A 26367-nucleotide genomic window follows, 5' to 3' on the forward strand; every position below is an offset into this window, starting at 1 on the left:
TGCATTACACTTCGTTTTCATCTGCCTTATCTGGATTGAGTTGAATGCAATATACAGGTACCGTGGTTGACTCATCGTGAATCTTTCGCTTACGTGTGTAACGGTCTCCTTCGGTGTCTAAGAGACCCTTCATTTTCCAATTCTTTAATACCACCTTGGGTTCATCATAGCCTCCGGTCTCCATCCACTGATGAAACACAGATGGAAGAATATAGACATAACTCTTACCTGACTTTTTATATAGGCCCCCGAATACTTTACGGTTTTCCAGTATAACCTCGTCCAGATGCATACCTTTATTTTTAGTTCTCTTTAGCTCACCGAAATTAGAACGGTGTATAGTAAACTGCTCATAGAAGTAATCCAGCGCGTTAGCCCCGAGATCACGATCATTCTGTATAACTTTTTCATTTTCAATGAGTAGTTGCTGAATACCGACCAGATCAAAATCAAGCTGAAGAGCCTCCTTTGCGATTTCTCCGGTAAGCATTAAGATGGACAGTTTTTTAGCAATCCGTTGAGAAAAATGATCCTGTTCAGGCATGGCATCTATAATACGCTGAGTCCACTCCTTCCACTTCTGAACCACTTGAGCCGTACCAGTATACAATAGGGTTCTTGCGAACCTTGGGCCTGCATGTCCATAATTATGCTGGATTACTTTTTTAATTTCTTCAGAGCTCGTTGCATTCTTAGTCCAAGTGATATTGCCCAGTTCAAGAATTCTCATGACAATCCCTATGTTATGGTTTGCTTTTGACGTCAGTGCTCTCTCGCCATTGGATACAATGGTTGTACTCCATCCTCCTGATTCCTTAAGGCGTGATTCTTTATCGAGTCTTCCCTTTTCTTTTCCACCTGCCAGATAATAAGCAGTCGTAGAAAAGTCCTGCATATCTGACATGGAGATTTCATCAAGACCAAAAACCAGTCCGAAATTCCCAACTAAATTTCCAATAATAGCGTTTTGCGTAGACATCCAGGTTTGCATAAGTCCGTTCTGGTTCGTTTCAGGATAGCCAAATGTAGAGACAGCAAGTGAGGTTGCTGTTGTTTTACCCTGCGTGCTAGGGCCGTAGATATGGAAAATGAGGTTGTCAATCTTGGTTGAGGAACTGATTAATCCAACCGCTGCTGACGATAGCCCGATTAAAATCGCTAATTCAAGATTACAATTGCCCATCACATATTCTTCTACAATCTGTCTCCACTTCGTATAGCTGCCCTTTGGTTGAATAGCTAGGGGGCCGTTGTATGTGGAGTTTATTCCAATAGCTTTGTAATGCTTAAAAATCATTTGGTCACCATACTTATCCCAGCCTAGCTTTTGATGAACTTTTTTCTGAGGGGCTTTCATCTCTTCATTTATTAAATGCTTGATGATCTGAGTAGCATTATGTTCATATACATCTGCTCCGAGCTTTGCCAGATCAATGATCTGATTTCTTTGAAATTTTGAACGACTGAGAGTTGTTTCTTTTAACCGACCGTTATAATCAAAATTTATAGTGAAGAATACCTCGTCTGTGTCTATATTTTCATGTACTGCAATGATCTGAATGGCCTTGCCAACTTTGAACAAGCCCTTTTTCTCACCCCGATCTTCCCAGATAAATCCGTTCTCCGGAAAAATATCGGGGTAGAAGGTATTCTCATCCTCTGGTAGGTAATCCTGATTTGTGTCTGTCATTTTACTTACTCCCTCCGTTCGCTATGATTATGTTGTAAATTCTTGATCTCAAGAAAATTGAACGTGAAAACGTGAAAATGGTTTAAATCCCTTGTTATGACAAAGTTCTTCCTGCTTAAATCTTTTGATATAAGACGGGATTCTCCCGTTTTAGAGACGGGAAGACCCTTGTTAAGAGAAGTTATGGGTTACCCTGTCGTTAGCTGCGACGTCTACGGCTCCTCCCAGAGTATCCCCAGTTGCTTTGTGGTTCTTCGGCATCTTCATTTTCAGTTTCATCTGTATTGTCATCCTCAGGATCTCCCAAAGGTTCCAAATCTTCATCATCCTCTATCGCTTCATCCGGTTCATCGTCATCATCCAATAAATCAAGATCATCCGTGTCTTCATTATTTAGATAACGTTCAAGTTCTTTAAGATCTTCTTGATCTAATTGGTTAACCTTCTTGACATTTGTATAAATGCCTTCATTAGCAACAGTGATCTTAACGGTTTTTCCAATAATCTCTTCAAGGTCTACATTGATTGATCTATGCCCTAGCGTTACACTAATCAAAATGTCGAGAGGATCACGTTTTTTAGGATTAAATACATACCGATTTCGGATAACCTCACCTGTCGAAAGCATAAACGATACGTAATAGACTTTGCTGTTAGACGAGTCAACTTCAATATCTATGATTTTAGCAATGTATTCACCATCAGGAACGACTTGAAGTTCTCCCTGTTTTTCTTCGCGATAGATTATTAAACTCATTAGTATCGACTCCCTTATATAGTAGGTAGGATGGAAAGAACCTTTGGGGTTCTTTCCACTATAAGTGTTGCGCTTGTTAATCTAAACCAAGTGTCCGTCAGGATGTGGAGAAGGCTGGTTCATTTCAGAGAATTTTACTATGTTTATTGTATTTTTGTATGGGAATCATCCATGTTAAATTGATTACATAGATATTATGAAATGATTGGAAAATCTATCGATTAGTTTTAATTTGAATGACCTTACATAGTTTAAAAACCTCAATTATCGTCTGAACGTTCAGATAGAGTTGTTATAAAAGCCAAGCAAATGGTGGGCCTGGATAGAGGCAGGCCTCCATATAGATTTGAATTTTTATAATATTTAGCTGTGGTGGTAAACGTTTAAACTCACACTTTAATGAACTTAACGCGTCCTCAAAATCGGCAATAGTTTCCGCGAAGTATGATGTTCCCAAATAATCACATGTAATACACAAAACATCCCCCACCGTCCTAGAATGGAGTACTCCAAAACTCTGAGCTAATATAGATACAATTGCTGACTCAGTATCTGAGCTATTCTTCCTCACTAGAACATCAAATTTAGAGAACTCAAACTCAGAATTAAATTCTGAATTCCGTATATCAGACTGTATGTTAGAAGAGACTGCGAGTTTGTACTGTTCGCCTAACAATTTATTTACAGCTCTATCTAGTGCCTCAGAGTTGTTGTTTAATAAGAAAGTAACAATGTTATTTGAAGCTATATTAGCCACGGGCAGGAATGACTGTTCAACACCTAATATGTCTAATACGAAATTTGTGGGAAAGATATACTCTCTATATATATCTAGATTATATGAATCAGCACTACTATCAGTAATATATAGACGTTCAATCATAAGATTAGTATTGTCTTGAATCTTTTTAGTAGCTCGTTCGGCAAATTGAACAAGGTTTCTCAGTTTATAAATAGGAATTGGCAATGGAAAGTGTACCATTACTAAAAGTTCTTGATCATGATTGCTTACTTCAATCTTAATTTCTCCAAATCTACACATATAGTTAATCAAACGTGCTTTAGCCTCCACCATGATAGCCTCTATTTCCAAATCACTAAACATATAGAGTTTTTGCTCATCCATTCCGATAATTTTGAAAGACAAAGCTGTGGCATAGTTGTCATACAGTATATTGAGAAGTTCACTGGAGTCTTCAACGTTAAGTAGCTCTTGCATATTAACGTTTTGAGGCCGTCTAATAATTTCGAATTGGTTCAGATTCGTCTCGTTGAGTGTCATAGGTAATTCCTCATTTCTTTTTTGAGTAGTAGTTTTACGACTAAACGCATTGTATTACTCGGAATTTATTGCAGTTTTTCTATTGCATAGATCGTTTCTGGTAAACTTATCTGATGCTAAGGGGAGGTGAAAATTTGTGTCAGGATAATACAAAAATGAAGTTTTCAATGAGCATTAATTAGTTGATCTTGGTGTGTTATGAATGTTAACCCATATTAATTGAAAAGTAAACACTCAAACCCTTGATATACAAGGGTTTGAGTGTTTTTTAGTATCCAAAAAAAATTCAATTCTATTTAATTAATTCAGTTAAAATGAATATTTTAATTATGAAAAGTTATTTTTTTATATTATGATAAGGTCAACCCTTAGAGTTTCTAAGGTGAATGTACATTCATGGTCTCGGGCAGTCACAGGCGGTTAGGTGGGAAGTTTACGCCTTAAAAAAAATCCGAAAAAAATTTGAATTCAGAAAAATTGAGGGGAGAATTTTACTGTGGATAAAAAGGATATAAAGAAATATATATCTGAATTGGTTTCAAAAGGAAAGTATTTTAGCGAAAGAGAAATAATGAGTAAACTCAAAAATGAAGGAATATCTGTGTCACAACCAACAATGAACAGATATAAGAGAGATATAAATTTAAAGAAGAATTCAGAAGGATACTATGTATTAGAAAGTAACTCAGATGAAGAAAGATTAAAAAGTAAACTTGAATATCTTCTTCAAAATGAAGTGAGGAAAATTACCACACAGATAGAATTACTATATATTGGAACAAGTAGTGGGAGTGCTACAATGATCGGTCATTTAATAAAGAAGACATACAAGGATGAAGTTGTGGGTACAATGGCTTTAGGTGATGGCTTGATTGTGTTCACTAAAATTGGGAAATCAAATACTTTAAGAAATGAATTGCGAGAAAAAAAGAGAGTTAAACGAAATGACGAAAGCAATGACTAAAAACCGGGGACTCTATTTTGTGAGTGAATCCCCGGTTGTTTAAATTATCTATTTTTTTAACCACTCTAACCACTTATTATTAACTTGCTCTAAGCCTCCGAAGGTTTCTAAGAAGGCTTCCTCTAAAGTTGGTTTGGAACTGGTCAGGAAGATATCGTACTTCTTGGCTCCGTATTGTTCATATAGGAATGTCGTAAACATATAGCCTGCGATATAAGGTGTACGAACGACTAAATTATCTTTGTACAGGGTAATGTGTTCTTGAGGACTTTTGAGAATGATTGGTTTCCAATAGGCTTTATTTTTCTCTAGATCTTTAGTGCCTTTGGCTGCAAGATATTCTGCCTGTCCCTCTTTGATCCACTGTGTCTCTTGTCCCCCTGGATACCACCCTTTTTCACCACGAAGTCTCTCTGCAATCATTGATTGTGGGGTATGGATGAATTCATGTTTGAACAGGTGAGTAAAGTATTCCGGGTTATCGTATGTTCCACCATCCAGGGTGTATCCTTTCTTCTGATATGCAGATGGAGTGAGAACATGGATTTCTGATTTCAGAACTTCGGCAGTGCCATACGTATAGTTGTAGGCAGACCCTTCACTAACTTGGTCGGTTGCAGTAGGATGTAGATAGATGTAGATCGGGTAGAGATCACTATTTAACATGGTCTTCACTTCTGGAAGCAAATTAGTGAACTCTCTAACCGCAACTTCGTATCCTTTCTCAAAGTCAGCTTCGACTTGTTTAATGTCTTTTTCATATGTCTTCGTATATAGTAGTGTAAAATGCTTCGAACGGTATTCCAGCCAGCCCTCTGATTTGTTTTTAGCTGATTGAAGTTCGGCTACCTGATTCTTGAGAGTTGATACCTGACTTTGAAGCGTTTTAATTTTAGTTGAATCCTCACTTTTTTTGTAGCTATTGAACATGAGTGTATTTGATTTTGAATCATACATATAGTTTGCTCGGATGACTTCTCCAATAGCTGGAGCGGCAAGATATGTTGTTCCATTTTGACTCAACGTTGCAGGAACCATTTTATTTCCTACCTGGACTTTACCTTTAGTTCTGGTCATATCAAGAGTGAAACCGTCTAATCCAATTTTGAAGATGCTTGTTGCTCCTGACACTACTGCGGCAGAACTGAACAGTGAGATACAGAGTATGCCTATAATGATTTTCATTTTGGTAAGTTTCAATATTGGTGCCTCCTTAGATGCTTTATTGAGAGAAACTGTTAAGTTTATGTATCCTAACGGTTACCCTTTCTCGCCCCGACGGTGATTATTCCAATAATCACAATAATGATGGCAGTCCAGATATAGTGATTTTTAGCCAAAGACAAGCCCCATTCAGCTATTCCGATTCCTAACATAACGCAGATACCGAAAACGACGATCAATCCGTAAAACCCTGCAAATGTTATGGAGAGCACTCGATTGAGTATGATAAACAGTGCTATTCCTATGATGAGGCCTACAATGATACTAAATGTGCTCAAAATTCATCTCTCCTACAGTAATTTAAATATCGGTTTCGTTGTTGTTTCAGTTGGAAAAGTACCAACCTCTTTCATCGTGTCATATGACGATACGCAACGCCTCCTTTTTACTCTTGATATGGATTTCATAGTTTACTAGCACTATGCGTACTATATATCCATTATAAGAACTTATAAGTTATAAAAACAATAGTATCTTATAGTTTGATGCTCTGTTTTCGCGATTCGTGATTACCTACCCTTGAGATAAGGGTGGTGGTAGACGTGTCTGATTTTTTAACTTTCGTTGGAGCCAGAATTAAGCAGTTGAGAATGGAAAAAGGTTTCTCACAAGCCCAGCTTGCAGAATTAGCTGAACTTCAGGATTCCTATATTGGTGGAGTTGAGCGGGGAAAGCGTAATATATCGCTAAACTCTTTGGAGAAGATCATGTTAGCTCTTGAAGCCGATCCAGCAGAGGCGTTTAAATTTGGTGTGCTTGATGAAATTCCTGACCGGAATGGTAAGTTGGAAAAGAAGGATGTGTTAGACCTGCACATATCTTTACTTCGAGATCGGAGTCTTCCAGAAGTGAAGTTAGTCCAGCGGATGGTACGCGACATGTTTGATACTTATGATGGGAAGCCAGGAGATAAAGTATAGTAGGTGGCGAGCGAGTAATGTATGTTACTTGACTCGTCTTTTTATTTGTCTTCATTCGGGGTGTGTTTGAGCATAATCTGGACTTTAGCATGTGGTTGGATTTGGTCAGGTTTAGCCAGGTTTAGATGGGCATCAATTGAGATCGGCATCCTCTTTCTAGTATGGAGATCTAGACTTTCATAGTTTTTATCTGAAGGTTTCTTTATTGTAGATAGAAGACTGATTGCTGTTTCAATATAAGGAAGAATGCGAGCTGTTTTGATTAGCAGATCAATGATAAAATATAAAAATTTCATGGGAGTTATCTCCTTACTATTTGTGATTGTTTTGTTGAGTTGGTACCAGCATTTAATAGGCAGAGAGGCTAACTCTTTCCCCGAATATATTTGGGATTAATAGATAAAGAATCTTCGGCATGCTCACTGTAAAGTTTCATGTTGCGAGTAGAGTTGTTAGCTTGCTCAGTAAAATTTTTGGTGAGATTTTTATCTTCGAAAATGAAGAAGTCTCTCCCGGCTTGATTGCCAAAAAGGGCTATCATAGCGTAATTATAGCTAGAAGGGTTGCAGATACCTCCAGTACCTAGGGGGATAAGGTTGATAATGTCCTGAATGGTAAGTTTATTGGGGAGTTCAGACTGTATATCCAGAGCAAGTAGCAGGCAAGCGAATAGGCAATCTGCATTTGCTCTGTTAGCAATCATATTCAGATTAAACTGTTTCGTATCGATCGTATCCCAGTCAAACCCTGATATGATCGGCTCCAGATTGTTAATTTTGAGCTCCCTATCCTTCTCTAGAACATCTCGGTATCCGTAGGCAAACAAAAAGCGACCTAGCTTTACGAAAGCCTGATCGCCAAGTATAGATTGTGTCTTGGGTAGGAGCTGATGGTAAAAGTCACTGTATTGCTCTATAGTTGCGGACACATCTTCAAGTACTACGCACTCATCCGACATTTCAGCTTCCGTGAGTAGGTAGTTCATGCCTTTGACTCGACGGGAATCTGTGAGTTCGACCAGAGCGGGACATAGAAGATGAGTAAGAAAGGCGATTGTATTGAACGCATATTCGTCTTTTCCGAGTAAGTCTTTCCAGTATGAGATAACAGATGACGGTTCTGGTTTATACTGCTCCACGAAGTTCTTCCAATTGCTAATGACAGTTAGGTGGAGCTTTTTGTACGGGTATGGAATGCTTTGTTGCTGCCATTTGCCGCAAGACCATGACAGGGCAGAGCGTAGAGTATGGGCTTCGATGGTGGGAGGAACAGAGAACTGTTGCTTCCAGACCTCCAACGGTTCAACGGGATATTTGGCAAAGGGAAAGCGGGTAAGGTGTTGTTCGTGATGTGTTTTCACAATCGCAGCCAGCGATTTTTTCTTGGCATCAGTCAGTTGCAAGGACATTAGATGATGCTCCTTTCGTTTCTAGATTAGGCTTAGTTGGCGTTGGCAAGGAGCCATTGCTCGGTCTCAGTAGAATGAATACCGTGTAACGTAAAAAGCGTCATGCTGTACTCATTGTCTAGCATGACGTGGATTTTATACAAAGCGTATTCCTCATTAAAAGTGCATTGTTCAATGTATTCAGGGTAATACGTACCCGCAGAACAGGAGAAGGCAGTTTCATCGTGTTGAATGGGAGTGAGCTGATCGGAAGTTTCTAGGATGAAGTACCATTGACCGGGTGGAGGGAAGGCTTCTCCTTCATGTGCATCGCGAAGTTGTTGCATGTAATCGTGGATGAATGTATGGCAGTCTTTAGGAAATGAGTTGGTTTGGATTAAGGTAGCTAACTGCATATCAGATGTCAGGTCGATCATTTTTCTGATCCCTCCTGATGGCTGTTACCTTGTAGGTTATAGCGTGGATGGTTGTTAGCTTCGGCTGCTGCAAGTGCTTGGGGTGAAACATAGAACGGTTCAGCCAGTTCCGAAACCCAGCCCAGTGCGAACTCAATGGGACTTCCTTCGATGGCTGGAGGTCCATCTACCCAATCTTTTTCCAGCGTAAATTGGATGTGAGCCTCATCCATGGTTACGAACAAATCTGTACCGTCGTAATAGGGATTGGGTGTGTCTCCTTCCTGAAATGTAAGAGCGACCCGCACTTGATGCACGGGTCGCTCTTTTTCGTGGGTTTGGAGTTGTTTTTCTGCGAGAGCTAAGAAATGAATTTCACCTTCAGGGTTGATTGTTTCTTCGAGTAGCTTAATGAGTTTTTTATGGATTTTTTTCATTCTGTTTACCTCCATGATTGTATTCATAGGTATGATATACAGATGAAACTTGGTTTATTACATACTGGAAGAAGCAAAAAAATAATAATTATAACTCGAGTTCATTGACATCTACTACTGCGGGACTGTTAGATACAAAGAGAATGTTACAGCAAATTCGGAATACCGCCCAGCGTGAACTCAATGGGACTTCCTTACAATAGTTGGATACCAATCTGAATCCTACTTCCACATGAATTTTCACCCTCACCCTCACCATAGCTACGAACAAGCTTGTGCTGTCATAGATAGATTTACGGTGTCAGCTTCTGAAACGTAAGAGCAACACGTACTTGGCGAGTATTTTTGGGGGAGCATTAAGCAGAGCGAGTAGTTGTTGGCTACTGAATTTTATCCGTTGTTGATCTCCATGGTTATAATTTTAGTATATAGATCCGATTTGGTACCTGAAAGAAACTCTTCCTACACCTCAAGAATTCATGTTAATATCCTACGTGCAAAAAAATGAGAAATTGTTAATTAATACTAAATAAGAATCTAAATCAGTAGTATTGATAATTCTGTGGTAAGATATTCATGGATTATATTATTACAATTATTAGGGGATGAGCTATATGGGAAAAGTAGACTTGAAGTTACAAACAATTTTACAGAGTGCTACAAAATTGACAGATACACAAATTAAATGGCTTGAGGATATTAGTCATCAATTCATAAAACCTTATACTTTCAAAAAACTAGAATCTTCTGATTTATTAAGTGAAACTATATTATATGATATCGGTGACATGATTAGACTGCATCACTGTCTTTCCATGGCATCATTCTCTAAAGACAAGTTTGAGTTTGTTATGCAGAGGGCATTCAGCCGCGCAGGCATTGAGGCTCACCTTGCACCCCGAGGTAATCCAGGACACGATATAACGATAAATAAAGAAAGATTTTCTTTGAAATCTGAGGCCTCAGCGAAGATTAGGGAGGACAAACTTCATATTTCGAAATTTATGGAGCTGGGTAAAGGGAAGTGGGAGAATGAAAAGGATTTAGAGGGGTTAAGAGAGAGATTCTTTGCCCACATGGAGAAATATGATAGAATATTGTCCCTTCGATCCTTGCAACCAAAGAATAATCAAATGAGATATGAGCTTGTTGAAATACCAAAATCTTTACTTTTAGAATCTCGTTATGGAATATTAAATATGAAATATGACAGCTCCCAAAATCCGAAGCCAGGAAGCTGTCAAGTCCTTGATAATGATGGGAATCTTAAATATCAACTTTATTTTGACGGAGGAACAGAGCGAAAGCTTCAAATACAGCATATTAGAAAAGATTGTTGCATAGTTCACGGTGAGTGGTCATTTGAAGTCTCAGTTTTGTGAGAGTACTGTTTGAACAGCTTTTACTCTTTCCTTTGCAATTTGAGCATACTCTTCCTTAAGTTCAATGCCAACACAGCGGCGATCCGTTTCTAGACAGACCTCACCAACCGTTCCGGAACCAAAGAATGGGTCTAGAATTAGTGAATCGGCTTGACTACCAGCCAAAACACAGGGGCGGACTAGTGAACGCGGAAATACAGCAAAGTGCGCCCCTTTAAACGGTTCAGTGTTTACCTGCCATACCGTTCTCTTATTTCTCAATTTCCCCTCTGCTGTTGGTTCTTTAATTGCTTCATGATTATAATAATATCGTTCCGATTTGCTAAGAAGGAACAAATATTCATGCGATTGGGTTGGGCGATCTTTTACAGACTCTGGTTGACAATTAGGTTTATACCAAATTATATCTGAGCGCAAATACCAGCCATCTGCCTGTAATGCAAACGCCAGCCTCCAAGGTATTCCGATGAGATCCTTAGGCTTTAATCCCTCGGGAGTTGGGGCGCGGTAACTCATTCCTCTTGCTTTATTTTTCTTATCTTCCTGTCTCCATGTACGTCCACCACTTGTATAGCTATCACCTATATTTAACCATAGGGTACCGTCATCTTTAAGTGTTCGTCTGACTTCGCGAAAAACATCTACAAGATGTTTAATGTATTCGTCTACTATCATTTCTGCTCCTATTTGACCTTCTACACCATAATCTCGAAGACCCCAGTATGGCGGAGAAGTTACGCAAGCCTGAAATGTTTGATCTGGTATTTCACGAAGAACCTGTCTTGAATCACCCAGCAATATTTGGCAGTAACTTTGATTATTTATATTCATGAAATTGTCTCCTAATAACTTATTTGGTGATTCTCATTTTATCAAACTTTATAGTTAGATGCGACGATAACCGACTGGAAAATAATCTATTAATAAATTTGGAGTATTATATAGTTAAGGGATCTTTACTACTATAAAAGTAATGGATAAGAAAAACGGAACTCTTGTCTTATTGGCAGGAACTGTAACAGTGCTTCTTGCAAACCCAGGCCCCGCTTTCAGAATGGCAGCGATGGTTTTCTCGTTCGCAAGAACTTGGTCATTGTGCTGCCAACTTCAGAAATACCAGCCCGAGAAGTGAATTTACTCAACCAGAATGAACTTCTACATAAGGGGATTCTCTATTTATTATTGCTGTCCGTAGTCCATAGCCACCTCCTTTCATGGATTGTAGACGTAATGAAAATGCTGTGAATATCAAAAATACATCCTTCTTTCTTTTTGGTATTGAGGTTACTTTCTCCCCTCGTGTGTTAGAAGAAGAAAGGGGTCTAGTGATAGTCATTGTAGAAAAATGTAAAGCATTGTATATTGTATAGAAGAAGCTGTTTCGGAGGTGTACATTGATGCTGGCGACTATTCAAATTAAGAATAGGATTAAGATGTTGTTGGATGAAGTGGAGAGTAATCTAAGAGGTATAATTATCGGAGAAATTGAAGCTAATGAAGGTGTTGGCTGGTGGGCGGACGCCCCTAATAATTTAGTGAGAAAATGTAAAAATTGGCGAAGGAAGCATGCTGCCGATCCTTTTAGGATTAGTAACTTAAAGCCTGAACCATACTACATGTCTATGGGCGATTTAATTACGTTACTGAAAAATTACCAGAGGTATTTCTCTAACATTTTTGTAGAAGATTCTCCGGTTTATCTGAATCAATTAGTAGTTTTACGTGATACCATATCACATCCAAATGAGGTTGCTTTGGACGACATTAGTTCTTGTAGAAGGGCACTGAAAGGAATCGTAGAGCAAATTGAGAACTGGAATAGTTCTTTAATAAATTCCAGGAATATTATGGATAGGTTTGATGCTGGACTCAAACAAGATTCGAGTAAAAATATACATAATTTGCCTACTCCTCCATATGGGGAGTTTGTAGGTCGAATTGATAAACTTGAGGATATTGAAACAAAGCTGCTGTATCACCCTACTATTTGGTACATTCAAATTGATGGAATTGGTGGAATCGGTAAAACTAGCTTAGCCTATCGAATTGCGCAGCGAATAGTTGAAGAGATCGTGGATGAAATTAGTGAGTTCCAGCACGTGATTTGGCTATCTGCTAAAACTCGACGACTAACTTATGATTTTGATACCGAAGAAGAACTCCCAGATTTTCAAACTTTGGAGAACTTGTTAGATAAGCTTTTGGATTTTTTTGGTATTGAAGCAAGTGAAACGGATACAGTATCCGAAAAAACCACTTTAGTTACTTCGGCGTTGGAGATGACTCAATGCTTGCTAGTATTTGATAATCTGGAGACAATAACAGACAATACTATCTACCGATTCATAGAAAGAATCCCAAGTCATAATAAAGTTTTATTGACAAGTAGGCATAAACAGTTAGGGAATGCACTCCCTCTGGAGGGCTTGTCTGAGGAAGATTCAATAGAAATGATTCTTACTCGCGCAAAGCAAAACAATATTGAAAAGTTACTTCAAGCACCACCAGAAAAAATTCTTCGCATCGCAGAGAAAACTTATGGACATCCGATTATTCTCGAAGCAATTGTACATCAAATTTATTTGCATAAAACTATAGACCAAGCTTTAAGTGAGCTTGAAAATGTAAATATAACAAAAATATTTGATTTTTGCTTTAGTACAACGTTCTATATGCTAGAAAAAGAACAGCAGAAGATCATGATGACCTTAGCACTTTTTGAATCATCTGTAGGAGCTAAAGAGCTTGCACTCGTTTTAGAATCTACAGAGGTAAGTGTTAATCAAAACATTGAAAATTTATTAAGATTTTCCTTAGTGAAAGAATCCGATTCTTCGGGGAGTTCTGTGTTTAATCTTTTACCTGTTATTAGAGATTATGTAAGGTCTCAAATGCAAGATAATGCAAATTCCCAGGAAGTTATGGAGAACTTCTCAAAATATTCGGAAAGTCTTTCCCAGATCGAAATGTGGAACCCAACTATTGACCCTATACTGCAGAACTTTCAATTTATAACTACTGCGGATAGATTTTCAGCTATGATGGCTACTTCAGCACTTAACTTTTATAACCAGACGGGTGCATATTCAGATGCTGTCGCCAAACTAGATGCAGCACTGAGAATTAGCCCGCAATCGGCCTATGTTTGTCAGGTTAGGGCTGTTATCGAAAAATTTGAACAATCGTATGGAGAGGCTGCAAAATGGTATGCGATGGCAACTCATTTTGAACCTCAAAACCAATTGTTGTGGAAGTTCTGGGGGGATATGGAAAGGGGGCTTGGCAATTATGCCAGAGCCAAAGTATATTATGAGAAGGCTACAAAACTTGCTTTAGAAGATAGACGATCATGGCATGGATTAGGTTATTGTCAATCCCAACTTGCTAAAGAATGCTGGAGAGCAGTTCCACGAAATATGAAAAAGCATGATGAATATAGACGTCAGGCAGTGGTGAGTTTCAAAAATGCACTGTACGAAGACATAAAAACACCAACAGAATTAAGGAATAATGTGCAAGTATTCCATCAAATGGGATTCAACATGTTTCATTTGCGCGACTATGATGGGGCTCTCGAATGTGCTAAGGCGGGCTTGTCTTTAGATAATACTAATGAACATCTTCAATCGTTATTTAATGATGCAAAAGGAAGAGTCGATCAGGGGAAAAGGGAGAGTCGTTAAATCTGGGCCTCCCCCTAAACATTTCAGCATCATGCGGCGACGAATTATGAATTTGCCAAGCCGCCATGGCACTCTGTTAAGAAATCCTGTCCAAATTATAAGGGCACCCTCAGGGGTGCCCTTAAATTCGCCCTACAAATGATACGGTGAACCCTACCATAAGTGACGGCGAAAAATGGCCGCGAAAATCCTCTTTTTGGAGGTTCAGCTTTAGCTCTCTGCTCATCATCTAAAAACAGTACAGTGGCATACTCATGTTGGCATCGCGCTAAATAATTTAGCTAGTTTTCACATCTGTCAAAAATGGATTAAAGCTCTTCTGTGCATATTCCATAGCATCGATATACTTTTGCTGTTTTGACCGCTCCATCATTTCTTCAGGACTAACGTCCTCTATTTTAGACGTTATCCACCATATGTTTCCAAATGGATCAACCACTCTTCCCCCTCGTTCCCCCCATGCCTGGGTTATCACTTTCGTCATGGATGTAGCGCCGGACTTTATGGCCTGATCATAAAATTCATCGCTGTCATCTACGTACAGACGAATAAAGCAAGGAAACGACGGCCATTCGGCAGGAGAATCGAACATTAGAATCTTTGAATCGCCGATGCGTACCTCTGCATGCCCTATACTTCCGTCAGCATTATATACCCGGCCAAGTTCCTGTGCATTAAATGCGGAAACTAAAAAGGCAATCAATTTTTCTGTGCTTTTTGTAGTGATCCAAGGGGTAATGGTATGGTTCTCAGTTTGCGACATTTGGTTCTCGCTCATTCGGCTCAACCTCCAATGATTGAATTCGAATGGATTGTATCATGGGTAACTTGACAACATTATGTCATATTTTTAAAGAACGAGGAGTGATAGGAGGAAGATCAACCGATCAATATCCATTATTATGCTTCTCATGCAACGAAGAAAAATGGATACTAAGAGTTGGTCACATTGATACGAAACCCCCGTTCGTCAACTGGACGATTTGATGCAATGGGTAGTGGACTAGGGAGGGAATGTACAGATCGTGGAGCCTGAGTCATTCCGAAATCGGATTTACGAGGATGCTAAAAAAATGCTAGAACGTTAAAAGGCTACTGACATCACGTTGTCAGTAGCCTTTTTGTATATTAAGAGCATGCGAATAGCGCAGTATTTTGGAGATAGGGCGACCTGTCTCATCATATGATTAATGAGGTGGAATTTAGTTATGAGCAATGTCAATTGGGAAGTCGATCCGGACCACAGCTCTGTTGAGTTTTCGGTGACGCATTTAATGATTAATAAAATTAAAGGTGTATTCGAGCAGTTCGAAGCGGTTTTAAGTTTTGACCTCAACAATGTAACAACTATGGGTATTCAGGCTTCCATCGACGCGAATAGTATCACAACTCGCCAGCGGCAACGCGATGAACACCTGAAGAGTGAAGAATTTTTTCATACTGCCAAGTATCCAGCGATTACGTTTCAAAGCACCAGCTGCGTTCTTACTGGCGAAAGGCAATATGAGCTTGCAGGCAATTTAACGCTGCATGGATTAACAAAACCTATTACTTTTCATACCGTTTTTGAAGGGTTTAATAAAGACCCTCGTGGCCGGGAACGTGTGGGATTTCATTCAATCGCCAGTATCAATCGTAATGAATTTGGTTTGAGCTTCAACTCGCCTCTGGAAACGGGTGGAATTGTCGTTGGAAATGAAGTGAGCATCGAGCTTTATATCGAGGCAATTCGAATAGGTGCAGCAGATTTACAAGGCGGCGAAGATTAATCGTTCCTTCTCTATCAATCTTCTAAATTTTTTACATCGATTTTATATTTTTTGCGACTTTTATGAATTGAACTATGGTAAAATATTTCAGGATCTATAATTGGAGAGGGGTTTTGTTAATTCATGTATTGGAAAAAAGTTCTGGGCCAAAGCACAATTCGTGTGGCAACTGCTGCACTACTACTCACCCAACTATTGGGCGCAGCAGGTTCTGTCTCTGCCGCAGGCAAAGATGTAGAAGTACACTTGATTGGTATCAATGATTTCCACGGTCAGTTGGATACCACATCGATCGTTAGTGATAAAAAGGCAGGAACGGCTCCAATTCTAGCAACCTACTTAAAAGAAGCTCAAGCAAAATATGAGCATTCCCTACTCTTCCATAATGGAGACTCTGTGGGTGCATCTGCTCCAGTCTCATCTCTCGATCGTGACGAGCCTACCATGGAATGGATGAATATGATGGGCTTTGATGTAGCTTCTCTGGGCAATCATGAATTCGACCAAGGTGTCGCGGCTTTGAAGGCACAAATCTTTGGTGGCCTTGATCCAAAAGAAGGAAAAGTAACTCATGCTGGTGCTAAATTTGATTACGTCAATGCAAACGTCATTGAAACTGCCACGGGCAAAACATTGATTAAGCCGTATGTTATTAAAGAAGTAGGCGGAGTCAAAATCGGATTCATCGGATTAGTGACGAAATCCACACCTGCCAAAGTATCCCCATCTGGGACAGCTGGTGTGCGTTTCTTAAGCGCAGAAGAAGAAGTTGAAGCCGTTAATAAATATGCAAAAGAATTGCAAGATCAAGGTGTAGAAACGATCATCGTTTTGGCGCATGATCCAGCAACAACCAAAGAAGGCGTAACCACTGGAGAAGCGGCTGATTTGGCAAAAGCTTTGCCAGCAGACTCCCCTGTTGACGTTATCGTTGCAGGTGACAATCATGCCTTGGCTAATGGTGAAGTGAATGGAAAATTGATCGTTCAAGCGTATTCGTATGGTACGGCATTTGAAGATATTAAATTGATGATTGACCCTGCAACTGGGGATGTAACTGAGAAATCAGCTACCGTTACATCGACTTTCCAAGAGGGTGTAAAAGAAGACCCTGAATCTTTAGCTATTATTAAAAAATCATTAGACAAGCATCCTGAGCTGACTAAGCCAGTAGGTACAACGGATGGTTCTGTTACCCGTACAGATGCTTATAATAACGAAGCCGCTCTGGGCAACCTCATTGCAGATTCAATGCGTGAAGCAGACTTTGGAGATAAGGCAAGTGCTGCTGACTTTGCATTTATGAATCCAGGTGGTATTCGTGCGGATCTGCCAAAAGGTGATGTAACCTTTGCTGATCTTGCGAAAATCCAACCGTTTGGCAATACTCTAGTGAAACTGGAGTTGACTGGCGAACAAATTAAAACGTTGTTGCAGCAACAATGGGGTACTAACGCTGACGGTACACCAAACACCAAAACACTACAGATTTCTGGTCTGAAATATACTGCAGATTTCAATAAACCAGTGGCGGAACGTGTTACTAGTCTTAGTCTTGAAGATGGCACACCTATTGATCCCGCAAAAACATATACGGCTGTAGTTAACAACTTTATGGCTGCAGGTGGAGATAACTATAAAGTGCTAGTAGATGCTAAATCGTCCTTGGCAGGTCCTATCGATCTGGATGTATTCTACCAGTACATTGTTGATACGTATAAAGGCGGCGCTATTCAAGCTAAAACAGAAGGCCGTATCACTAATCTAGCTGCATCTAAAGAAGAAACAGAAACACCTGTAACTACAGAATTCATTTCCCGTGCTGAATTTGTAACTGCTCTAGTAGACCTGTTGAAACTGAACGAAGTAGCTACAGCATCTGCATTCAAGGATGTTGCTGCTAATGCTGCATATGCAGATGCAATTGCTGAAGCGACTCATGCAGGATTCATTCAAGGCTACGGTGGTAACTTCAATCCTGATCGGGATATCACTCGTGAAGAAGCAGCTACCATTCTTGCTAAATTGGTAAAAGACCAAGCTTCTGATAAAAATGCGGCTACAATCATTGCAGGTTTTGAAGATGGCAAAACCGTTTCTACCTATGCGGTGAAAGCGATGGCAAAACTGATTGACAAAGGTATTCTTAGTGCAGCAGAGAAAAATCTGCTTCAACCAAAACAAGGTCTTTCTACTAACGATGCCAAAGCTTTAATTCAAAAAGCTGTTGCAGCCAAAGCTTCATAATTTAGAACTTATTTAAACCTTATATTAAGATAGGAGAACACACATCCTTTTTGGTGAATAAGCTATCCTCTATTGATAAACCTCAATTAGTCTCTCAATTGATGAGAAGGTTTATCCAGGAGAATGTCATATCCCAATTTAGGATGTGTTTTTTTCATGCTTACATGTAGAGAAAGCCCCTTTAGCAATTTCACTGATAACGATGTTAAGCTGAACCGTACCATAAGTAGTGGTAAAGCGGAGATTTGAAATAATGGAAAGTTTAGGATAGTCCAATATAGATTTTGATACGGGGCAAATAACTGTATATGATTTCGATAATTCATGTTTCGGTTGGTATATGTTCGACTTGGCCAGTATCTGGGGAAACGGCGTGGGCTGGATACAATATGAACCAGACGTCAGTAAACGCAGAAAGTTCATGGATGATTATTTTGAGGAAGTCCTCGCAGGTTATAGATCCGAGACCAATCTCGAAGATTCGATGCTGGATCAGTTGCCCTTATTTATCCAACTAAATCTTATGGAAAATATATTAGGCCGATTCGAAGATATGGACAACAATTGGGAAGAGCCTGGGTGTTACGAGGATCTGCTGTATCTCATAAAATGTCTGGAAGAAGATATCTCGTATATGGGTTTTTTTCATGAAATTTACTCTAGTGAAGAGCCGTTTGAGTAAAGGGGAACGAAATATTTAATAATGTCAATCCATTGGATCTCTAGGAGCTGTCACGCCATGACAAGCTCCTTCTTATTTTTTCCCGATCTTCCGATGCGGAGCCGGGTATTCAGATTCAGAAGCGTGAGCGTGAGAAGATGTAATAATCATCTCAAGGAATAGAAAATATTTACTTTTATATTGAAAAATAAGAATAAATGGTATATTATGGTGTTGTACTCGCGGTACACCAGTATTTACTTAATTACTAAATTATGAGGGGGAAACTGAAAACTATGAAAAAACGCTTGTTTGTTATCTTGGCAACGGTTGCAGCTTTATCTCTGGCAATGCCCATGAGTGGATTTGCAAAGTCCAATCCTACAGATGTAACTAGCTCCTTCACGCAGTCGAAGGCTCTTAAAGTTGATAAAGCCAAAACTATCCAGGGCTTCGGCGATGTATCCGCACAAGAGTTGATTCATTCAGAAGATGCCTTAGTAAATAATGGCGGGGAAAACGATTACTACGAAAGCTACAGTACGTCAATGGGGAATACCATTCGCTATTACCTGCTTGACGAAGGAAAAAAAGGTTTGACGATTAAAATTTATTATGCTGATGAGGATTACAATACCACCAGCTTGTACGCAAGTGGATCTACTTCTTCCTCTAATAATTGGACAGTGCTTAGCGAAATCACTGCGCCTTCCAAGGATACAAATTTCGTTGTTCGTATTGTTTCCAAAGATGGTTCTGGTGGATCTGGATACGGTTTCATATCGGCGATCCGTGCATTCTAATTTTATTGAAATAACGGAAGAAAGGTTGCTTTTCTAAGCAACCTCTTTTCCGTTTTCATCATTTTCATCCAATTATACACTTTTTTTGCTAAAGGGAGATGGGTTTATGTTAAGAAAAACGAAAAGCTTTATATTTGGTTTTTTTGCCTGCTTGCTCATCACAGGAACAAGCGCTTATGCGATGGAACCTACGATGACCGAGATCTATCTTAGAAAAATAACGTATATGTTCGACGGAATCGAGAAAAAGCCTCCACAAGGATCGGAAGGGTTTATTTATCAAGGTTCGATCTACGTTCCTTTGAGATTTGTCAGTGAATCGATGAATAAAGATATCGGATGGGACGATACCAAAAGCACGGTTTGGATCGGGAAAAGTAATGATGATGATTATTTCTCGCACCAAAGACCTACTAGAGTTGAGGGGGATTTAAAGTTTGAAATTGGTGTTGCTAGCATTGGGGGCACCAAATATAGCCATAGAGGCTTTAAAGTTTCTTTTCCCGAAAAAGGAAATCAAGGAATGCTTCAATTTAACCTGGCAGGCCAATACTCCAAATTTGATGGCTTTTTGGGTATTGATGATTACACCAAAAACAGTTCAGCATTAGGGGCGTTGAAAATCATAGGGGACAATAGAGAATTACTTAACTTCATGAACTTGAAGGGTGGGGACCAACCTAAACGGTTCGAAGTCGATTTAGCTGGGATTTCCACGTTGCAAATCTTGTATACAAAGGACACGAACTCCAATCTTACGATTGATATTGCTGATGCTATTTTACATCACAAATAACCAGCCTGGAGGAACATAGAATGAAAATAATCGGTTTACTTAGTTCTTTTTGTCTGATTACTGTTATGCTAATAAGTTCAGGGGCATTAGCAGCATCTGAATCTAATGATCCAAGCATTTCGGAAACTTACGATGGAACGTATCTAGTGAAATTAAATAGTGTGACGACGACTGCCTCGAATGGTGTTATTGAGAAGTTGGGCGGGAGGCTTAAGAAAATAAGTGAGTCAGGGGACATAGTTGTGGCCGAACTATCCGGATCATCTCTCTACGAACTGAAAAATAGTCCAGATATCCAATATATCGAACCGGATTATGAAGTCAAGACTGAAATCGAAGCTGAAAAAACAGAAAGTGTAACGGAAACGATCCCTTACGGCATTCAAAATATCCATGCTATTGAAGCACAGCAAGATGGATACACAGGCAAGGGTGTAAAAATCGCCGTGCTAGATTCCGGGTATAGCCAGCATTCAGATCTAAAGGTGAAGAGCGGATACTCTTTTATCACGAATTCTAATAACTATGCTGATGATTTTGGCCACGGTACCCATGTTGCAGGTATCATCGCCGCGTCGATCAATGGAGAAGGTGTGGTTGGAGTTGCACCAATGGCCGAGATCTATGCAATCAAAGTATTAGATCAGGGTGGCCGGGGCTCCTACTTCACTCTTATTGAAGGAATTGATTGGTCCATTAAGCATAAAATGGATATTATTAATATCAGCTTTGGTGGTGAGAATCCATCACAAATTTTGGAGGAAAAAATCCAAGAGGCGTATGATGCGGGTATCCTTATTATTGCAGCTGCAGGTAACGATGGGTATATGGGTGATGATACAATCTTGTATCCGGCAAGGTATTCTACGGCAATTGCAGTAGGGGCGATTGACTCAAATAACGAAAGGGCATTTTTTTCTGCTAAAGGTCCTGCTTTAGACCTCGTGGCTCCCGGCGTAAAAGTATTAAGCACGTTGCCAAATAATCAGTATGGGATGAAATCGGGAACATCTATGGCTGCTCCACATGTAACAGGTGTTGCCGCATTGATTTTGGATAAAAACAAAAAGCTTAGCCCGAACGAAGTCGTTGACATTTTGGAGTCAACAGCAAAACCATTGGGAGTGATCTCGGAGTATGGTCATGGGATAGTGCAAGCTAAAGAGGCCGTAGATCAGACCGCTTGTCAATAATTATATCCAATCTATTCCCTGACCCATATTTAAAAAAATACTGCACTAATAAAGGTGTAATAAAGAGTAACATCCACATTTCATTAAAGAGTCACCTTACTTCTCTATGCTTTTCAGCGAGGCATTGAATGGTATGTTAGGCTTCATTTTGTAGCTGTTTTGGTTCAGTTCGTTAGCAATGCTGCGCAGTCCTCGTTCCCCGCCTACACTTGAAATATTTTCTCCATTAATTCAGCCGTAGGCACTTCCATCGATCGACTATGAGTCCAATTAGAAGGGATACGATAAACACTTATGTTCCTATATATGGTAATGTGTGAATTGGGCTTTATCCATCGTTGATGAAAGGGGAATGGGGATTTGAGCGAGTGGAAAGAATTGACGAATGAATCTCAAACAAGATGGGATGGGATTGCGGAGTTTTGGGATAATTACATGGGTGAACAAAGTAACCGATTCCATCGAGAGATTGTTAGACCCAAAACAGAGGAACTATTAACGGTAAATGAAGGTCAAATTATTCTTGATATTGCTTGTGGAAATGGGAATTTCTCACGAAGATTAGCTGATTTAGGTGCAGAAGTTGTTGCTTTTGATTATAGTGCAAAAATGATTGAAAGAGCCGAGTTAAGGTCAAAAGATTATTTGAATCGAATTAAATATCAAGTGGTCGATGCTACAAATTATGATTCATTAATTGAACTTGGGACTGAAAGATACGATGGAGCGGTAGCCAATATGGCTTTGATGGATATTGCTGATATAACTAGTTTAACGAGAGCGTTACAGCAATTGTTAAAGAAAAATGGTGTTTTTGTATTTTCTATACCGCACCCTTGTTTTCAAGCGCCGAACACAAGGAAGATACACGAAACGGAAGAGATTAATGGAGAGATTGTAACTAGAAATAGTGTGCAAATCTCTAAATATTTATCCCCAGAGCCTATCGAAACCATAGGAATAAGAGGGCAACCTGTTTCACATATCCTATTCCACAGACCGTTATCGTATTATGTGAAGTTGTTTTTAAGTGCTAACTTTGTGCTGGATGGATGGGAAGAACCTAATTTCCAAAAAGATGAAGATAGCAATAAACGATTTGATTGGTATGAACTCCCCCCTGCGGTAATATTTCGTTTTAAAAAGCTGTAAGTTACCCTTCATGGTTGCGCTTTGCAATTGAAGAACAAACGCTGGAACTGCTCCAAGCAGGCGTATATCATAGTAATGGTAAAGGCATAGATAATTACGAAGAATTCCAAAAGAAAGAAAAAGCAAAAGATGCAAAGATCAAAAAGCTGACGTTGGATACATTAATGAAGAATGCAATGAAAGACGCAGAAATGATGCTAAATCTGGATTTAAAAGGATTTAAGGGAGCAAGAGGAACAAATGCATGGGATATGGACCAAATGACGTTCACCAAAAAAGGGGCTCCCACAGTTATTGCCACAGTGGATACAGACGGATCGTTTAACAGCTTTATAGTAGAAAAGTATGGTCAGCATCTCAGTTTCGGCGGAAACACGATCGTAGGGCCTGCAAATGAGGAACTAAAAGTATTAATCAACTAATTCTATATGTGGAAGGCCATTCGTTTCTCTATAATCGAGAAAAATTACTCCACACTGAAACTGAATCGAATTGAAGCCAAGGTGGATCCGGATAATGTAAATTCGATAAAGCTTCTAGAGAAGCTGGGCTTCACTTGTGAAGGAACACTTCGACAGTACGAGAGAGTGCAGATTGATATAAAAATCAAAAAAACAGCCTTTGGAGTGACTCCAGAGGCTGTTTGGTATGTGTATGATTATTTTTTTCAAGACCTTATTCAACATCATAACAGAAGATAAAGAAACAGTCTATATTTTTTTCTGGATTTATAATACAGTTTGGTAGCCGGCAATAAAAGAAGAAATGGAGTGTGATTCCTTGAAATTTTGTTGTCACCTTGATTCTGCTAGCTTACAGGAGTATATGGAGACGGTCTTTGGTATGAGTTATGTAGTCTCAAATGTCACGAAGATGCATGGCGGTGCACAGAAGGTGGTCTACAAGGTAGACTGCACGAATGGATTTTCCAGCGTTTTGTATGTGTGGGACTTAGCCATGAATTATTTTAAAGAAGAAATAGAAAATAATAATATAAATGCAAAGTCCTTCGGCAGTGAATTATTTGAATTAAACAACAGATATTTCATCGAACATTCCATTCGAACGCCTGCTCTTTATGATTTGAATAAGGAAAGAGATCGTTACACTTTTGATTATGCGCTCGTTGAGTATGTAGCAGGACAAAAGGCTGAAGCCTATTTCAATCATACCGATTCTGGGGTTAAAGAGCGAGTATTTCAACAGTTGGGTGAAATGATTACTGACATGCATGCCAACGAAAGAAAGATCTACGGGAAACCAAATCACAATGAGAATAACACAGGGCCATGTCATCTCTTACAATTGGAAAATGCAAAGCTACAGTTATCCTATGCCGCGGGACATATTGGCGGTATCCGAGAAAATCAAAACAAGCTGCTCGATACGTTGTATGAACTTGAATCAAGAATACAACCTAGAAATGAGTACGGATTTATACATGGGGAACTAGGTCCTGACCATATTTTGGTTAACGATCGTTTAGAACCCTATTTAATTGATATAGAAGGAGCTGAGTTCTTTGATATTGAGCACGAACACAGTTTCTTGGAGTTTCGTTTTGGAGACTTCTATTCATATCTGAAGAACGATCATCTCGATCGAAACAGGATGTTATTTTATCGATTTCATCACCATATTTCTTTAATCTCTGGAGGCTTAAAGCTACTTCACAGGGGATATCCCAATCGACAGTTTGCAAAGGATCTCACCGATCATCATTATAGATGTGTTCTGCAATTTATTGAAGGTTGAATCACAGAACCGGATCTCCCGAAAAGAGCAGCATGAGGTGGTAGTCACCTGTGCTGCTCTTTGTTCCAATACGCAGACTTCTGAATCACAGGGAATCAGACTCGAAAACGATCCTCCCAAGCTGCATATTAAGTACTTGCGGTATAAACATCCGCAACAAAGGATAACCCAGCAGGGTCCGGATAGGACATATATTGAAGATAGTTGACTACGGTAAAGGAAACAATCACTTTGTATTCGCCAGCAGGGAGCGGCCCAGTGGGTATGGAATAAAAGCGAATGTTCTGCCAGTTGAAGGGGAAATCCAGAATAACAGGTGTAGGGTCCATACTTCCGTCTAATAGCAAGACGCCGAGCGGCGGTGTCGATATAATCGTATTCGTTGTCGCGTCCACAAGATCGATTTGTGCCTCCATGGCATTGTCGGCGAATGCCGTTAAATTAATCAAAACCTCCCCTGCGGCAGCAAGCGTAAAGGAATCTGTGGCTGCGGCAAAGCCAAACACTTGTCCTGGAGCTGTCGTTGCATCCCATACTATAACTGGATTGGGAACGCTACCGAATACTGGGTTATTGTCATTATTAAATTCCGTTAGGATGCTCCAAAGCGGAAATTGGGGCACCTCTACAGCCAGCGTACCGGTTCCCAAATTAGCAGCGGCTACGGCTGTATCACGGTCTGCCGCTACATATACGTTCGTTGCACTGCTGCTTAGTCTTTGCACAGGAGTAATAAGGGAAGTCGGGATAAACGGGTCTTCAGCAAGAAATGGGATATACAAAGTTACCAAATCGGGATCGATGATCGCTTGCCCCGTGCCTGGTCCCCCACCGTTGACATTTGGGCCGCTCGGATCACCCCACCAGTTATTCGTGGCATCCAGATTCAAATTCGGTGCTGTATTATTGTAGCTTCCTGTAGCTACCGTTAAGCCGGCCACTGTATTCCCCGCGATGCTGTTATGTTTGGCACGGATATTTGAATTGAGGACAGCGGTAAAATCCAGTTGCACGTTAATTGCGTTACCGGTATTGAATTGCAAGATATTGTTCAAAATCGTAATCCGGTCATTTCCTCCTGATAGAAAAATGCCGTCAGCTGTGTTGGTACTGATATTATTATTTAGAATACTGATGTTTTGACAAGTAAGCAGAAAAATTCCGCCATCCGAAACCGTATTATTGTTAGAAATGACAACATTCTCTAAGGGCGTAGTTTCACCACCTATTAAGGTCATCGTTCCTTGATTATTGGTAAATGTATTGTTGTCGATGAGGGCGTTGGAAAATCCCTGATCCGAATAAATCGCGTTTCCGCCTGAAGGTCCAATTTGATTGTTGTTATTAATAAGATTTTGTTGCACCAAGCATTCAATGGAACCGTTAGAGTTTAAGTATAAGCCGATGGTATTGTTCTGAATGATGTTATTAAGGAACCAGAACCCGGACTGGGCTCCATTGGCGTTGATTCCTGGACCTAACGTATTGTTTTGTATGGTGAATCCGTCGATGACCACACTACTGCTGTTGATGCTGGAAATAAGGAAGAAAATGCCTGAATCTATACTGCTTTGAACGACAGACTCTTCTGCAGGATTACCAGAGCGAGTACGCGCATCAACTCCATATTGAGCACCATGCAGTTGAAGCGGCTGATCGATTTCAACGGATTCATTATATATTCCAGCCGCCACCTGTACGGTTCCTTGGGGGGCTACTGCAGCTACGCCCTCTGTGATCGTACCAAAAGCATTGGTTCCAATGATCATGCCCGGACCGACCACGGTCCCAACGGGCAGTCCAATCCATGCGCTATTAACAAAAACCTCCTGAGGCATCCCTGTGCACT

The 26367-nt window shown here is 39.8% G+C and carries 26 protein-coding genes; 14 read left to right on the forward strand and 12 right to left on the reverse strand.

What is annotated here, in order from left to right:
• Nucleotides 1-4: 4 nt before the first annotated feature.
• From BMW94_RS24175 to BMW94_RS24185, 3 genes are all read right to left on the reverse strand, one after another.
• Nucleotides 5-1690 carry a DUF927 domain-containing protein gene (locus tag BMW94_RS24175; RefSeq protein ID WP_091001363.1) on the reverse strand — a complete coding sequence of 562 codons (1686 nt, stop codon included), beginning with the start codon at nucleotides 1688-1690 and terminating at the stop codon, nucleotides 5-7.
• Between the two features lie 199 nt (nucleotides 1691-1889).
• Complete coding sequence (locus tag BMW94_RS24180; protein WP_091001364.1) at nucleotides 1890-2447, reverse strand: hypothetical protein; 558 nt, start codon at nucleotides 2445-2447, stop codon at nucleotides 1890-1892.
• Nucleotides 2448-2739: 292 nt separating this feature from the next.
• Nucleotides 2740-3729, reverse strand: a complete 990-nt coding sequence (locus BMW94_RS24185) for a hypothetical protein (protein WP_091001365.1) — start codon at nucleotides 3727-3729, stop codon at nucleotides 2740-2742.
• 496 nt (nucleotides 3730-4225) lie between these two features.
• Here BMW94_RS24185 and BMW94_RS24190 point away from each other — a divergent pair, with 496 nt between their 5' ends.
• Nucleotides 4226-4693, forward strand: a complete 468-nt coding sequence (locus BMW94_RS24190; RefSeq protein ID WP_091001366.1) for an arginine repressor — start codon at nucleotides 4226-4228, stop codon at nucleotides 4691-4693.
• 48 nt (nucleotides 4694-4741) lie between these two features.
• On the opposite strand, the gene BMW94_RS24195 is transcribed toward BMW94_RS24190, so the two are convergent.
• On the reverse strand, nucleotides 4742-5893 hold the full coding sequence (locus BMW94_RS24195; protein ID WP_091001367.1) for a hypothetical protein: 1152 nt from the start codon (nucleotides 5891-5893) through the stop codon (nucleotides 4742-4744).
• Nucleotides 5894-5946: 53 nt separating this feature from the next.
• Nucleotides 5947-6195, reverse strand: coding sequence for a hypothetical protein (locus BMW94_RS24200; RefSeq protein WP_091001368.1), 249 nt, complete (start codon nucleotides 6193-6195; stop codon nucleotides 5947-5949).
• Between the two features lie 264 nt (nucleotides 6196-6459).
• On the opposite strand from BMW94_RS24200, the gene BMW94_RS24205 reads away from it, so the two are divergent.
• On the forward strand, nucleotides 6460-6837 hold the full coding sequence (locus BMW94_RS24205) for a helix-turn-helix domain-containing protein (RefSeq protein ID WP_091001369.1): 378 nt from the start codon (nucleotides 6460-6462) through the stop codon (nucleotides 6835-6837).
• A gap of 41 nt (nucleotides 6838-6878) precedes the next feature.
• Here BMW94_RS24205 and BMW94_RS24210 read toward each other — a convergent pair whose 3' ends face one another.
• The 4 genes from BMW94_RS24210 to BMW94_RS24225 form a co-directional block, all read right to left on the reverse strand.
• Nucleotides 6879-7133 (reverse strand): hypothetical protein, encoded by a 255-nt coding sequence (locus BMW94_RS24210; protein WP_091001370.1) that lies wholly within the window; start codon nucleotides 7131-7133, stop codon nucleotides 6879-6881.
• 68 nt (nucleotides 7134-7201) lie between these two features.
• Nucleotides 7202-8245 carry a hypothetical protein gene (locus BMW94_RS24215; protein ID WP_091001371.1) on the reverse strand — a complete coding sequence of 348 codons (1044 nt, stop codon included), beginning with the start codon at nucleotides 8243-8245 and terminating at the stop codon, nucleotides 7202-7204.
• A 32-nt stretch (nucleotides 8246-8277) separates the two neighbouring features.
• A complete protein-coding gene (locus tag BMW94_RS24220; protein ID WP_091001372.1) occupies nucleotides 8278-8661 on the reverse strand; it encodes a hypothetical protein in 384 nt (127 codons plus the stop codon).
• Nucleotides 8658-9077: a hypothetical protein gene (locus BMW94_RS24225; RefSeq protein ID WP_091001373.1), complete on the reverse strand. Its 420-nt coding sequence runs from the start codon at nucleotides 9075-9077 to the stop codon at nucleotides 8658-8660. Before BMW94_RS24225 ends, BMW94_RS24220 begins: the two co-directional genes overlap by 4 nt.
• A gap of 614 nt (nucleotides 9078-9691) precedes the next feature.
• On the opposite strand from BMW94_RS24225, the gene BMW94_RS24230 reads away from it, so the two are divergent.
• A complete protein-coding gene (locus BMW94_RS24230; RefSeq protein ID WP_091001374.1) occupies nucleotides 9692-10459 on the forward strand; it encodes a hypothetical protein in 768 nt (255 codons plus the stop codon).
• On the opposite strand, the gene BMW94_RS24235 is transcribed toward BMW94_RS24230, so the two are convergent.
• Nucleotides 10448-11290, reverse strand: a complete 843-nt coding sequence (locus tag BMW94_RS24235) for a DNA-methyltransferase (protein WP_091001375.1) — start codon at nucleotides 11288-11290, stop codon at nucleotides 10448-10450. The two genes, BMW94_RS24230 and BMW94_RS24235, sit on opposite strands and share 12 nt — an antisense overlap.
• A gap of 566 nt (nucleotides 11291-11856) precedes the next feature.
• Here BMW94_RS24235 and BMW94_RS24240 point away from each other — a divergent pair.
• Nucleotides 11857-14142 carry an NB-ARC domain-containing protein gene (locus BMW94_RS24240; RefSeq protein WP_091001376.1) on the forward strand — a complete coding sequence of 762 codons (2286 nt, stop codon included), beginning with the start codon at nucleotides 11857-11859 and terminating at the stop codon, nucleotides 14140-14142.
• A gap of 277 nt (nucleotides 14143-14419) precedes the next feature.
• Here BMW94_RS24240 and BMW94_RS24245 read toward each other — a convergent pair whose 3' ends face one another.
• A complete protein-coding gene (locus BMW94_RS24245; RefSeq protein ID WP_091001377.1) occupies nucleotides 14420-14920 on the reverse strand; it encodes a VOC family protein in 501 nt (166 codons plus the stop codon).
• Nucleotides 14921-15350: 430 nt separating this feature from the next.
• Here BMW94_RS24245 and BMW94_RS24250 point away from each other — a divergent pair, with 430 nt between their 5' ends.
• From BMW94_RS24250 to BMW94_RS24295, 10 genes are all read left to right on the forward strand, one after another.
• Nucleotides 15351-15911: a YceI family protein gene (locus tag BMW94_RS24250; protein WP_091001378.1), complete on the forward strand. Its 561-nt coding sequence runs from the start codon at nucleotides 15351-15353 to the stop codon at nucleotides 15909-15911.
• Between the two features lie 123 nt (nucleotides 15912-16034).
• Complete coding sequence (locus BMW94_RS24255; RefSeq protein WP_091001379.1) at nucleotides 16035-18158, forward strand: 5'-nucleotidase C-terminal domain-containing protein; 2124 nt, start codon at nucleotides 16035-16037, stop codon at nucleotides 18156-18158.
• 373 nt (nucleotides 18159-18531) lie between these two features.
• Nucleotides 18532-18840: a hypothetical protein gene (locus tag BMW94_RS24260; protein WP_254790344.1), complete on the forward strand. Its 309-nt coding sequence runs from the start codon at nucleotides 18532-18534 to the stop codon at nucleotides 18838-18840.
• A 275-nt stretch (nucleotides 18841-19115) separates the two neighbouring features.
• Nucleotides 19116-19622: a hypothetical protein gene (locus BMW94_RS24265; protein ID WP_091001380.1), complete on the forward strand. Its 507-nt coding sequence runs from the start codon at nucleotides 19116-19118 to the stop codon at nucleotides 19620-19622.
• A gap of 106 nt (nucleotides 19623-19728) precedes the next feature.
• The gene (locus BMW94_RS24270) at nucleotides 19729-20418 is read left to right on the forward strand and encodes an NPCBM/NEW2 domain-containing protein (RefSeq protein WP_091001381.1); all 690 of its coding nucleotides are present in this window, start codon (nucleotides 19729-19731) and stop codon (nucleotides 20416-20418) included.
• 20 nt (nucleotides 20419-20438) lie between these two features.
• Nucleotides 20439-21611 (forward strand): S8 family peptidase, encoded by a 1173-nt coding sequence (locus BMW94_RS24275; protein WP_091001382.1) that lies wholly within the window; start codon nucleotides 20439-20441, stop codon nucleotides 21609-21611.
• A gap of 360 nt (nucleotides 21612-21971) precedes the next feature.
• Nucleotides 21972-22763, forward strand: a complete 792-nt coding sequence (locus BMW94_RS24280; protein ID WP_091001383.1) for a class I SAM-dependent methyltransferase — start codon at nucleotides 21972-21974, stop codon at nucleotides 22761-22763.
• Between the two features lie 14 nt (nucleotides 22764-22777).
• Nucleotides 22778-23185 carry a hypothetical protein gene (locus BMW94_RS24285; protein ID WP_254790345.1) on the forward strand — a complete coding sequence of 136 codons (408 nt, stop codon included), beginning with the start codon at nucleotides 22778-22780 and terminating at the stop codon, nucleotides 23183-23185.
• Nucleotides 23186-23191: 6 nt separating this feature from the next.
• On the forward strand, nucleotides 23192-23464 hold the full coding sequence (locus tag BMW94_RS30280; RefSeq protein ID WP_139209413.1) for a GNAT family N-acetyltransferase: 273 nt from the start codon (nucleotides 23192-23194) through the stop codon (nucleotides 23462-23464).
• A 124-nt stretch (nucleotides 23465-23588) separates the two neighbouring features.
• The gene (locus BMW94_RS24295; protein ID WP_091001384.1) at nucleotides 23589-24518 is read left to right on the forward strand and encodes a phosphotransferase; all 930 of its coding nucleotides are present in this window, start codon (nucleotides 23589-23591) and stop codon (nucleotides 24516-24518) included.
• Between the two features lie 128 nt (nucleotides 24519-24646).
• Here BMW94_RS24295 and BMW94_RS24300 read toward each other — a convergent pair whose 3' ends face one another.
• Nucleotides 24647-26356 (reverse strand): right-handed parallel beta-helix repeat-containing protein, encoded by a 1710-nt coding sequence (locus BMW94_RS24300; protein WP_091001385.1) that lies wholly within the window; start codon nucleotides 26354-26356, stop codon nucleotides 24647-24649.
• Between the last annotated feature and the right edge of the window lie 11 nt (nucleotides 26357-26367).

Origin of the sequence: Paenibacillus sp. OK003 (assembly GCF_900109515.1) — a bacterium.
GTDB lineage: Bacteria > Bacillota > Bacilli > Paenibacillales > Paenibacillaceae > Paenibacillus > Paenibacillus marchantiae.

What these genes read in the sequence shown, in the direction of transcription:
- BMW94_RS24175 (WP_091001363.1), bottom strand. Translation starts at nt 1,690, where the DNA reads ATGACAGACACAAATCAGGATTACCTACCAGAGGATGAGAATACCTTC.
- BMW94_RS24180 (WP_091001364.1), bottom strand. Translation starts at nt 2,447, where the DNA reads ATGAGTTTAATAATCTATCGCGAAGAAAAACAGGGAGAACTTCAAGTC.
- BMW94_RS24185 (WP_091001365.1), bottom strand. Translation starts at nt 3,729, where the DNA reads ATGACACTCAACGAGACGAATCTGAACCAATTCGAAATTATTAGACGG.
- BMW94_RS24210 (WP_091001370.1), bottom strand. Translation starts at nt 7,133, where the DNA reads ATGAAATTTTTATATTTTATCATTGATCTGCTAATCAAAACAGCTCGC.
- BMW94_RS24215 (WP_091001371.1), bottom strand. Translation starts at nt 8,245, where the DNA reads ATGTCCTTGCAACTGACTGATGCCAAGAAAAAATCGCTGGCTGCGATT.
- BMW94_RS24220 (WP_091001372.1), bottom strand. Translation starts at nt 8,661, where the DNA reads ATGATCGACCTGACATCTGATATGCAGTTAGCTACCTTAATCCAAACC.
- BMW94_RS24225 (WP_091001373.1), bottom strand. Translation starts at nt 9,077, where the DNA reads ATGAAAAAAATCCATAAAAAACTCATTAAGCTACTCGAAGAAACAATC.
- BMW94_RS24230 (WP_091001374.1), top strand. Translation starts at nt 9,692, where the DNA reads ATGGGAAAAGTAGACTTGAAGTTACAAACAATTTTACAGAGTGCTACA.
- BMW94_RS24235 (WP_091001375.1), bottom strand. Translation starts at nt 11,290, where the DNA reads ATGAATATAAATAATCAAAGTTACTGCCAAATATTGCTGGGTGATTCA.
- BMW94_RS24240 (WP_091001376.1), top strand. Translation starts at nt 11,857, where the DNA reads ATGCTGGCGACTATTCAAATTAAGAATAGGATTAAGATGTTGTTGGAT.
- BMW94_RS24245 (WP_091001377.1), bottom strand. Translation starts at nt 14,920, where the DNA reads ATGAGCGAGAACCAAATGTCGCAAACTGAGAACCATACCATTACCCCT.
- BMW94_RS24250 (WP_091001378.1), top strand. Translation starts at nt 15,351, where the DNA reads ATGAGCAATGTCAATTGGGAAGTCGATCCGGACCACAGCTCTGTTGAG.
- BMW94_RS24255 (WP_091001379.1), top strand. Translation starts at nt 16,035, where the DNA reads ATGTATTGGAAAAAAGTTCTGGGCCAAAGCACAATTCGTGTGGCAACT.
- BMW94_RS24265 (WP_091001380.1), top strand. Translation starts at nt 19,116, where the DNA reads ATGAAAAAACGCTTGTTTGTTATCTTGGCAACGGTTGCAGCTTTATCT.
- BMW94_RS24270 (WP_091001381.1), top strand. Translation starts at nt 19,729, where the DNA reads ATGTTAAGAAAAACGAAAAGCTTTATATTTGGTTTTTTTGCCTGCTTG.
- BMW94_RS24275 (WP_091001382.1), top strand. Translation starts at nt 20,439, where the DNA reads ATGAAAATAATCGGTTTACTTAGTTCTTTTTGTCTGATTACTGTTATG.
- BMW94_RS30280 (WP_139209413.1), top strand. Translation starts at nt 23,192, where the DNA reads ATGTGGAAGGCCATTCGTTTCTCTATAATCGAGAAAAATTACTCCACA.
- BMW94_RS24295 (WP_091001384.1), top strand. Translation starts at nt 23,589, where the DNA reads ATGGAGACGGTCTTTGGTATGAGTTATGTAGTCTCAAATGTCACGAAG.
- BMW94_RS24300 (WP_091001385.1), bottom strand. Translation starts at nt 26,356, where the DNA reads ATGCCTCAGGAGGTTTTTGTTAATAGCGCATGGATTGGACTGCCCGTT.